Source organism: Sulfuritalea sp. (assembly GCF_031426875.1).
Classification (GTDB): domain Bacteria; phylum Pseudomonadota; class Gammaproteobacteria; order Burkholderiales; family Rhodocyclaceae; genus Sulfuritalea.
The window spans coordinates 95,449-103,873 of the sequence record NZ_JASJPC010000050.1 but is presented as its reverse complement, the minus strand read 5'-3'; the positions used below and the strand labels follow the sequence as shown (position 1 = coordinate 103,873).

The window sequence follows — 8,425 nt, the reverse complement described above, 5'->3', positions numbered from 1 at the left end:
TTGTCAGTCATGGCTTACAGCGATTCCACCTTCAATTTAACCGGACAGCAGTGAACTGCGGTATCTACGTAGGTCTAGCCGATAGCGCGTCATGTGCGGGGATTCCTGTCTGCCGAAACGCAAAAGAGGTCTGGCTTTTTGATGCAATCCAAGAAATCTGATCGGCCGGTGCCGAGTGTCTATCTGATCGACGACGACCCGGTAATCACCTTTCTTCTGGTTGATCTGGTCGAGTCAGTGAGCTTGCCGTACGCGGTGTTCAACGACGCGCCGAGCTTTCTGGAGCAGGATCTGTCCAACCTGGCCGGCTGCATCGTGACCGACGTGCGCATGCCTGGCATGAGCGGGCTTGAGTTGCAGGACGAACTGCGGCACCAGAGGATCGACCTGCCGATCATTTTCATATCGAGTTATGCCGAGGTGCCCTCGGTGGTACGCGCCATGCGCGGCGGCGCTCTGGACTTCTTTCAGAAGCCGTTTTCCACCCAGCGAGTTCTGGATCGCATTCAGGACGGCTTGCGCATCGACAAGGCGCGTGCCGAAATCCAGGCTCGCAGCCGGGAAATCGGCGAGCGCATGGCGCTCTTGACGCCGCGTGAACGCGAGGTTCTGGAAGGCGTCTTCGAGGGCAAACTGACCAAGACCATCGCCCATGAGCTGGGCATCAGCCAGCGTACCGCCGAAACCTATCGACACCTGATCATGCAGAAGCTGCAGGCCGGGTCGATCGCGGAACTGGTGCGCCTGACCATGGAGTTCATGCCCGGCAAGAGCTAGTACGCCGACATGTTGAAACCGATGGATGCAGGAGCGAGCTTGCTCGCGATAGCGGCTTATCGCGAGCAAGCTCGCTCCTACAGGGAATGCGCCTTTTCCCTGTTAACTGACTACTAGGTCCGCTGCTGCCGGATCCGGCAGCGCAGCTTGGCAGCCCGCCGCAGCTCACCCAGCCGGCGGCCCGCCACTGCAAATCGACGCCGGAGGTGGCGGTCCCGTCAGAGGGCCTGCGGCTCGCTGCGACAGGCTATTGCCTGCGGAACTCGCGCAGCGTCGCGGCGGCGGACTCGTAATCGAAAGTCTCGATCCGGGCTTGAAGCATTTGCGCCGTTTCGCCCAGGGCAACGGTAAGGAGTTCGGCTTCTTCCTTGGCCAGATAGCTGGCCGCCAGGTCGCCTTGTTCGAGAAGCGCTTCCAGACGATCGAGTACTTCGACCGAGCGATTCGGTGCCGCGACGGCATCCGAGTGGGTGAAGAAAGCGCTCTGCTCGCGGCGGATACCGTCGATGAACTGGGTCAGGTGCTCGGCGAGGGCTGCGCATGCTTGCCGCGTTTCCTCGGCCGTGGGATCGCGGTCCAGGGCGGTGAGGGCCGCCGTGGCTGCATCGGACACCGATACGGCACCGAGCATGCCTGTCGATCCGCGCAAGGCGTAGGCGATCGGTTCTATGGGCGAGAGGTCCCTGGCGGCGAGCAGGTTGCGGATCTGGTCGGCATGTTGGTTGTAGCCGTCGGCGAACAGGCTCAGCAGTCTTGCGTATTTGTTCACATTGCCACGCATCGTTGCCAGTCCGCGATCGATATCGAGTCCTGGAATTGCGGCAAGGCGCCGCCGTTGCGGATTGTCGCCACCAGGCGAGGTCGCGGCCTCAGTCGGCGGCGGCTTCACGTCGCTCACCGGGGCTGGGAGCCACTTGAGCAGCGTGCTGTAGAACTGCTGCGGATCTACCGGCTTGGCAATAAAGTCATTCATTCCAGCCTCCTTACAGGCGATTCGGTCTTCGTCAAAGGCATTTGCGGTCATGGCCACGATGGATATCTGCGCGCCGCCCGGCCTGCAGCGAATCTCGCGGCAGGCGTCGAGGCCATTCATTTGCGGCATCTGGATGTCCATCAGGATCAGGTCATAGGCGATGTTGGCGGCCTTGACCACCGCCTCAATGCCGGTTTTCGCGGTATCGGCGACCAGTCCGGCGGCATGGATCAGTTCGAGTGCCACATTGCGGTTGATTTCGTTGTCTTCCACCAGCAGCAGTCTCGCACCGCCGTGGTACCGCTGCAGTTCGGCTTCGACGCCGATATTCGACACTTCACCGATCGGCGCGGTCGGCACGATGCCATGGCCATGCTTGAGGCGAACCCTGAACCAGAAGGTGCTGCCGCGTCCGACTTCGCTTTCCACCCCCGCATCGCCGTCCATCATGCAGGCCAGTCGGCGGCTGATTGCCAGCCCCAGCCCGGTGCCGCCATAGTTGCGCGTGGTCGAGGTGTCGGCCTGAACGAAAGGCTGGAACAGACTGGGCAGATTTTCGGCGGGGATGCCGATGCCGGTATCTTCGACTTCGAAGCGGATTCCGACATCGTCGCCGTTGTCCTCCAGCAGAATCGCGCGCAGGGTGATGGTGCCGCGCTTGGTGAACTTGACCGCATTCCCGGCGTAATTGAGCAGCGCCTGGCGCAGCCGGGTCGGGTCGCCGCGCAACCAGTGCGGCACGCCCGCGCATTCCAGGCTGATCTGAATGTTCTTGACGCGGGCCTGCTCGGCGATCAGGGAGCGCGTGTGATCGAGAATCGCCGAAAGCGAAAAATCTGTCTGCTCCAGCGCCAGCTTGCCGGCCTCGATCTTCGACAGGTCGAGGATGTCGTTGGTGATCGACAGAAGATGTTCGGCCGCATCGGCGATCTTGGACAGCTTGTCCGCCTGCTCCGGCGTGGGCTGGGTGCGGCGCAGAATATAGGTCAGGCCGACGATCGCATTCATCGGCGTGCGTATTTCGTGGCTCATGTTGGCGAGGAAGGCGCTTTTCGCCACATTGGCCGCTTCGGCGCGTTCGCGCTGTTCCTCGAGTTGCACTGTTCGACTCGCCACCAGTTCTTCGAGGTGGTGGCGGTGCTGGTCCAGTTCGCGGCCGACACGGCGCTTTTCGGTGATGTCTTCCTTGACCGCAACATAGTGGGTGATGGCGCCGTCGGGTTGATGGATCGGCGTGACGATGGCGAATTCGACGTACTCGCTGCCATCCTTGCGGCGGTTGAAGAAGTCGCCTTTCCACGGCTTGCCCTGGCTCAGTTGCTGCCACATTGCGGCATGGGTTTCGGGCCGGGTCCGCCCCGACTGGAGCATCCGCGGGTTCTTGCCGATGACCTCGTCCAGGCTGTAGCCAGTGGTGCGGACGAAGGCGTCGTTGACATACTCGATCTGGGCCTTGACATTGGTAATGACGATGCTTTCCGGACTTTGCTCGACGGCTAGCGACAGCTTGACCAGCAGTTCGTCGCGCTGCTTGCGTTCGGTGACGTCCATCATGATGCCGCGCAACCAGCGCGGCGCGCCGTTCTCGGCGACCACCGTGACGATGTCGTGGAGCCAGACGATGCGCCCGTCGTGAGCGATGAAGCGGTATTCGAAGTCATGCGGTTCGAGCCGGGCGGTGCTGGCCGCGCAATACTCCGGCGCCCAGGCGCGGTCTTCGGGATGCATGTGTTCGACCCAGAAGCCGGGACGCGACCAGTCTTCGGCAGGGTAGCCCAGCAGGCGCTCGGCCTTCTTGCTGACGAAGCCGAACAGGAAGGTGGTGGCGTCGGCTTCCCAGACGATGCCGTCGGTGGTGTCGACCAGGTCGCGAAAGCGCTGTTCCGAGGCCTTCAACGACAGCTCAGCTTCTTTGCGACCGGTGATGTCGCGGATATAGGCGGTGAACAGGTAACTGCCCTCGTGCTGCATCGCCCCGACCGTCATCTCGACGGGAATCGCCTTGCCATCGGCGTGCAGGGCGGTCAGTTCCAGGCGCTTGCCGATGGCCTTGGCGTTGCCGGTTTCGATGAAACGGGCGAGGCTTTCGCGGTGTCGCTGGCGACTTTCGGGCGGCACGATGAGTTCGGCGAAGAAGCGGCCGACAGCGTACTCTGCGGGGTAGCCGAACAAGGCCTCGGCGTTCGGGTTCCAGACCACCACCTGACCTTCCTGATTGATGCAGATCACTGCGTCCAGGGCCGAATCGAGCAACAGTTGCGCGCGAGCGAGCGAGGCCTTGAGGGATGCTTCCGAAGCGCGCAAATCCAGTTCCATCTGTTTGCGCTCGGTGATGTCGCGCGAAATGCCGAAAATGCCGATGACCTTGCCTTCCGCATCGTGCAGCGGCCCGCGCGTGGCATGCAGCACCCTGACTCCGTTCGTCAGGGTGCGAGTTTCCTCGGTGGTGATGATGCGGTTTTCGTCCATCACCTGTTGTCCGATGGTATTCAGCATGGCTGCTTCCGCGGGCGGGAACAATTCACTGCTGTTGCGCCCCAGCACTTCCTGCGCAGTCTTGCCGATGCGGCGGCAGGCGGCGCGGTTGTACATCAGATAGCGGCCTTCCGCGTCCTTGACGTAAATGCAGTCGTTGGACCCGTCGACGATGGCGTCGAGGAGTTCCAGTGCGCGCAGTTTCTCGGCCTGCGCTTCGCGCTCATGCATCGCCCGCGCCAAGTTCTGGCGCTGTAGCAGCAGGACCGCCCCGATGAACAGCATGAACAGCCCGAGCAGGCCTGCCAGGGATATCCACAGACTGTCGTGCCAGGCTTCGCCGAAGAATTCGGCGCGATCGATCTTGGCAATCAGGAACCAGTCGGTACCGGCCACTGCGCGCGCCACGCCCATGACCGGCACGCCGCGATAATCCTCGCCGCCGAACACGCGACCCGGTACCGCATCGCCGCGCAGCGTTTGCGCAGCCAGCAGTCGTGGCGTGGCAAACGGGGCGTTGAAGCTTGTCGCGGAGGCCGACTGCTGCCGGATGTCGTTGAGGTAAAGCACGGTGTCGCCGACGCGCCGGAACAACAACATTTCGGCGCTGGTGCTGGGTACCGGCCAGGACTGCAGGATGGGAAAGACGTATTTGGCCGGGTCGGTGCGCAGGATGATGATCGGGCCTTTGGGTTCTGCCTGTGTCGGGATCGTGGCGACAAAGTCCAGTCGCAACAGCCCGCCGGCGTCGCGGTAGGGTGCCAGCGGGCCGGTCTGCCCCAGGGATGCTTGCTGCCGTGTGGCAGCAAGCAGGCGCTCGTCGATCGCGTCCGCCGCTGCCGATGAATTCCAGAGCGGCCGGCCATGCTCGTCGAGCAGGATCGCGCCGAGATAACCCTTGCGCGCGCGGAACTGATCGAGCTGTGCGATCAATTCCCTTTGGCTTGCCATGTCGCCGCGTTCGCGCCAGCGGCGGTAGTCCTCGGCAATGCTGTGGTTGGCGGCCAGGAACTCGGCGTCACCCTGTCGTTCCGCGAGCCAGTCGGCGATCTGTTGCGTCTTGACGCGCGCGATGGTCTCCATGCTTTCGGCATTGGCGACCCGGTGATGCTCGAAGCGGAAGTGGATGGCCGTGCCGGTGATAGCCAGGATTGTCCCGGCGGCCAGCGCCAGGTACAGGCGAGAGGAACGCCATACCGTCGGCAGCGAGCGAGGCCGGGCGAACTGGCGCCGCATCAGCAGATAGAGCAGCAGGGCCGTGACGGCGACGAAGGTCCAGCCCTTGAGGGTACCGGCGACCAGCTTGAGCCCCGGGTCCTGCAGCAGCGTGTCGACGAACTGGTCGGAAACCAGTATCCACAGGGCGCCGAATGTCGCATAGCCGAGCACCGCCGTCAGGATGGCGGTGTGGCTCAGGCTGCCCGGGACGTACGTGGGTTTCATGTCGCAGCGTCGCTGTGCTGGGCGGCGATGGCGGTGAATTCGACGAAGTGGGTCAGGAACACCTCGGCCACGTCGGGGTCGAACTGGCGGCCGAGTTCGGCGACGATGATTTCGCGAACCTGGCCGATCGGCATGGGTTCCTTGTAGACGCGCTTCGAGATCAGCGCATCGAAGACGTCGGCGATGGTCATCAGGCGTGCCGAAATCGGGATATCGTCGCCGCACAGTCCATCGGGGTAGCCGCTGCCATCCCAGCGTTCGTGGTGCCAGCGGGCGACTTCCTTGGCCAGGGCGAGGAACTCCACGGGCTTCGCGATGTCGTGCTCCGCCTGTTCGATGGCCTCGCTGCCGAGCAGCGAGTGGGTCTTCATGACCTCCCATTCCTCGGCGGTGAGCTTACCCGGCTTTTGCAGGATCGAGTCGGGAATCCCGACCTTGCCAATGTCATGGAGCGGCGCGGAGGCGGCCAGCATCTTGATATAGCTGTCGTCGAGCGTCTCGGCGAAGCGCGGATGATGCTGCAGCCGGGTCGCCAGCAGGCGCACGTAGCCCTGGGTGCGCAGGATGTGGTTGCCGGTTTCGGGGTCGCGGGTCTCGGCGAGGTGGGCCAGGGCGCGGATGCTGACGGCCTGGATCAGTTCGTTCTCTTCCATGCGCCGGGTGACTTCGGCTTCGAGCGCCGCATTCTGGTCGCGCAGCCAGTTGCCGGCGATGCGGGCCAGAAGCTGGCTGCGCACCCGGGCGAGGACGACATCGGGCTTGATCGGCTTGGTGATGTAGTCGGCGGCGCCGTGCTGGAAACCGCGCTCTTCGTCGCGCGCGTTGTCGAGCGCGGTGAGGAAGATGATTGGAATGTCGCAGGTGACAGGATCCTTGCGCAGCGCGGCGAGCACCTGGTAGCCATCCATCTCCGGCATCATCACATCAAGCAGGATCAGCGCCGGTTGCGGGTTCTGGGCGGCATAGCGCAGCGCGGCCCGGCCGGAAGTTGCGGCCTTGACCTGGTAACCGGCATCGTGCAGCAGGTCGCCGAGAACGCTCAGGTTGGCCGGAACGTCATCCACAATCAGCAGCAGCGAGCCCTTGACGGCATCGGCCGAGGGGCTCGGTTGGACCAACGGACTCTCAAATCTATCGTTCATCTCCGCACCCCGTTTCATGCCTGTGGCACCGGGCGTCGTGCCGTGTCGCCAGCGTCAACTCTCTGGCCGTCGATCTTGAAGAACTCCATCAGCGCCTGCAGTTGCGCGGCCTGGCCGCCCATTTCCTCGGCGGTGGCGGCAAGTTCCTCGGAGGCCGCGGCGTTCTGCTGCGTGGCCTGGTTCAATTGCCCCATGGCGCCGTTGATCTGGCCCACGCCCTGGCTCTGTTCCTGGCTCGCCGCGGCGATCTCCTGCACCAGGTCGGAGGTCTTCTTGATGCTGGGCACCATTTCGTCGAGCAGCCGGCCCGCCTGCTCGGCCAGCGTGACGCTGGAGCCGGCCAGTTGGCCGATCTCCTGCGCCGCGATCTGGCTGCGCTCGGCCAGCTTCCTGACTTCGGCGGCGACCACGGCAAAGCCCCTGCCGTGCTCGCCGGCGCGGGCCGCCTCGATCGCTGCGTTCAAGGCCAGCAGGTTGGTCTGATAGGCGATGTCGTCGATGATGCCGATCTTGGCGGCGATCGACTTCATCGCCGCGACCGTGTCCCTCACCGCCGTGCCGCCCTGGACGGCCTCGGCCGACGATTTGGCGGCCATCTTGTCGGTCTTTCCGGCACCTTCGCTATTCCGGTTGATCGAGGCCGCCATCACTTCGATGCTGGCACTGGTTTCCTCGACCGATGCCGCCTGCTCGGAGGATGACTGCGACAGCGACTGCGCCGTGGCCGAGACCTGGCCGGAAGCGCTCGACAGCGCATCGGCGGCGATTTCGATCTCGGCGATGGTGTCGGCGAGCCGGGTCTGCATTGCGGTAATCGCATATAACAGGCTGCCGGTGTTTTGGCGATCGCAGCGGATTTCTTCGGAAAGATCGCCATTGGCGATGCGATGCGTTACGGCTACCGCATAGTCGGGTTCGCTGCCGATGATGCGCTGCTGGAAGCGGCGTATGACGAGGCCGAGAATCGCCAGCAGGAACAAGCCCAGCGTTCCGGCAACCAGGATGTTTTGCCACAGGAAGCTTGCCCTCGCTGCATCGGCCTTGGCCAGCGAGATTTTCATGCTGATCACGCCGAGCGTGGCATTTTCCGGAGCGTCGTGGCATTCGAGGCAATTCTTGCCCAGATATTTCTTGACGTTCTTGGTGGGGCGTATCACATGCAGATAGGAGCCGTTTCCATCTGCGCGCACTTCGACCAGTTCCTGGCCGGATTTGATGACCTGGCTTTCCTGTTCGGTCGGCGTCAGGTCATTGCGCGGTTTGCCGATATTCTTGGAGCTTTCGACGCCTTCCAGGGCAAGTTCGCCCGGCACCACCCGTAGTTCGCGCACCGATGCCATTTGCTTGATCTGGTCGAGCAGCAGGTGCCGCTTGTCCATGGTTTCGGTAATCATCATGGCGGTGAGTCCGGCCAGGGTCGCGTCGTAAAGGCTGAGCGACAAATCTTCTGCCTGTTCGATGGCAGAAGCCCGGTTCTGTCGGCTGCCCCAGGTGATGGTGCCGCCCAGCAGCAGCGCCAGCATGAGGAACACCGTTGCCGTCAGGCGCAGCCAGAGCGGTATTTTGCGGAGGATATCGATCATGGTTTCATCATCGTAAAGTCAGTCCGTGCATA

At 63.2% G+C, this 8,425-nt stretch carries 4 protein-coding genes; 1 reads left to right on the top strand and 3 read right to left on the bottom strand.

The window, feature by feature from the left end; all coding sequences use genetic code 11:
• The first annotated feature begins 141 nt into the window (after positions 1-141).
• Positions 142-777, top strand: coding sequence for a response regulator transcription factor (locus tag RMO95_RS19960; protein WP_310452427.1), 636 nt, complete (start codon positions 142-144; stop codon positions 775-777).
• 247 nt (positions 778-1,024) lie between these two features.
• On the opposite strand, the gene RMO95_RS19955 is transcribed toward RMO95_RS19960, so the two are convergent.
• The 3 genes from RMO95_RS19955 to RMO95_RS19945 are packed head-to-tail and all read right to left on the bottom strand — an operon-like array spanning position 1,025 to position 8,393.
• Complete coding sequence (locus RMO95_RS19955) at positions 1,025-5,668, bottom strand: PAS domain S-box protein (protein WP_310452426.1); 4,644 nt, start codon at positions 5,666-5,668, stop codon at positions 1,025-1,027.
• Complete coding sequence (locus RMO95_RS19950) at positions 5,665-6,810, bottom strand: two-component system response regulator (protein ID WP_310452425.1); 1,146 nt, start codon at positions 6,808-6,810, stop codon at positions 5,665-5,667. The genes RMO95_RS19955 and RMO95_RS19950 overlap by 4 nt, the downstream gene beginning before the upstream one ends.
• Before the next feature lie 14 nt (positions 6,811-6,824).
• On the bottom strand, positions 6,825-8,393 hold the full coding sequence (locus RMO95_RS19945; RefSeq protein WP_310452424.1) for a methyl-accepting chemotaxis protein: 1,569 nt from the start codon (positions 8,391-8,393) through the stop codon (positions 6,825-6,827).
• Between the last annotated feature and the right edge of the window lie 32 nt (positions 8,394-8,425).

Excerpts from the sequence above, each read along its gene's own strand:
- RMO95_RS19960 (WP_310452427.1), top strand. The coding sequence starts at position 142 with ATGCAATCCAAGAAATCTGATCGGCCGGTGCCGAGTGTCTATCTGATC.
- RMO95_RS19955 (WP_310452426.1), bottom strand. The coding sequence starts at position 5,668 with ATGAAACCCACGTACGTCCCGGGCAGCCTGAGCCACACCGCCATCCTG.
- RMO95_RS19950 (WP_310452425.1), bottom strand. The coding sequence starts at position 6,810 with ATGAACGATAGATTTGAGAGTCCGTTGGTCCAACCGAGCCCCTCGGCC.
- RMO95_RS19945 (WP_310452424.1), bottom strand. The coding sequence starts at position 8,393 with ATGATCGATATCCTCCGCAAAATACCGCTCTGGCTGCGCCTGACGGCA.